General features: G+C 70.4%; 2 protein-coding genes. One reads left to right on the top strand and one right to left on the bottom strand.

All coding sequences use genetic code 11. The features are described from left to right. Positions 1-46 precede the first annotated feature (46 nt). Positions 47-1,000 (bottom strand): Bug family tripartite tricarboxylate transporter substrate binding protein, encoded by a 954-nt coding sequence (locus VTU_RS0124530; protein ID WP_010110434.1) that lies wholly within the window; start codon positions 998-1,000, stop codon positions 47-49. A gap of 220 nt (positions 1,001-1,220) precedes the next feature. Here VTU_RS0124530 and VTU_RS0124525 point away from each other — a divergent pair. Next, positions 1,221-1,626: LacI family DNA-binding transcriptional regulator (locus tag VTU_RS0124525; protein WP_010110433.1), on the top strand; the 406-nt coding region annotated here is incomplete at its 3' end.

Genomic DNA, 1,626 nt, shown 5'->3' with positions numbered 1-1,626 from the left:
TGCGCCTGCACCGCGAGCGCGCAAGGGTCGTGCTGCTGCTGCCCGTTCATTGCGCCACGACCCCTGCGGCGGCCACCGCAAGCTTCCAGCGCGCGAGCTCCTCGCCGATCCAGGCGCCAAAGCGCTCGGGCGTCCCGCCCTGCAGCTCGCTGCCCGAGTCGGCCGCCCGCGAGACGATATCGGCCGAGCGCAGCGCCTCATTGCCCGCAGCATTCAGCGTGCGCACCACGTCCGCCGGCGTCCCCCGGGGCACCACGATGCCGCCCCAGGCCATCACCTCGTAGCCCTTGACGCCCGAGGCGTCGATGGTCGGCAGCTGCGCAGCCGCCGGTGCGCGCGTGCGTCCGCTGACCGCAAGCGCGCGCAGCCGGCCCCCGCGCATGAAGGGCAGGGACGCGGACAGGGTATCGATCATGAAATCCACCTGCCCCGAAATCAGGTCCGTGAGCGCCGGCGAACTGCCCTTGTACGGAACGTGCAGCGCCTCGATGCCGGCTTGGCGGCAAAACAGCGCGCCCGCCAGATGCTGGGTGCTGCCCGATCCGGCCGATGCGTAGCCCAGCCGGCCCGGCCGGGAGCGCGCCAGCGCCAGCAGCTGCGCCACCGACGCCACGCCCAGTGCGTTGTGCACCAGCAGCGCGAGCTGCGTGCGGCTCACGTAGAGCACGGGCGCAAAGTCGGCCACCGGGTCGTAGGGCAGCTTGGTGTGGACGTTGGGGTTGATCGCATGCACGGTGCTCGTCGTGTAGAGCAGCGTATACCCGTCGGGCGCGCTGCGCGCGACGTGCTCGGCCGCAATGTTCCCGGACGCGCCCGGGCGGTTCTCGACGACGATCGGCTGCCCCACGAGCTCGGCCATCTTCAGCGCCACCATACGGGCCGAATGGTCGGTGGCGCCGCCGGGCGGAAAGCCCAGCACCAGACGCAGCGGGCGCTGCGGGTAGCTCGCCGGTTGCGCCGCAGCGCCGCTGCCCAAAAGTCCCAGGGCCGTGCCCAGCAACAGGCCGCGCCGTGAGGGGGTCGGCGTGCCCCGGTGCGATCGGCTGCCGACAGGCCGTTGCGCATGCATTGATGCCTCCAGGATTGCTTGCTCAGTGAATCGATTCATGCAGCGTAGCACCGTCGATCGATTCGTTTGACCCGGGTTTGTCCGTAGCGCGCAGGGGCGGCGTGCGCATGTGCTGAAATCCCGGAAACCGCCGCCATGACCAATCCGTCCCATGCAAGACAGAAAAATCCGCATCCATGACGTTGCCGCGCTCGCCGGCGTGTCCGTGGGCAGCGTCTCGCGCGTGCTCAACCGCGCCGCGAATGTCTCCGCCGAAGTGCGCGAGCAGGTCGAACGGGCGGTGGCCGCGCTGCGCTACCAGCCCAGCCACGCCGCACGTGCGCTGCGCTCGCGCAGCAGCAGGACCATTGGCTGCCTGTTCTCCGACGTCACCAACCCCCTCTACGCGCGCGCGTTCCGCGCGCTCGAGGAAAGCTTTCGCGCAGACGGCTACATGCTGCTGCTGGCCAACGGCCTGAACGACCTGGAGCGCGAGAGGGAGAGCCTGCGCACCTTTGCGCTGCGCGGCATGGACGGCGTCGTCTGCGCGCCGGGCAACGAGCGCGACCCGGAGCTGA

The organism is Verminephrobacter aporrectodeae subsp. tuberculatae At4 (genome assembly GCF_000193225.1).
In the GTDB taxonomy this organism is placed as follows: Bacteria; Pseudomonadota; Gammaproteobacteria; order Burkholderiales; family Burkholderiaceae_C; genus Acidovorax; species Acidovorax aporrectodeae.
This window is presented reverse-complemented; position numbering and strand designations above follow the sequence as displayed.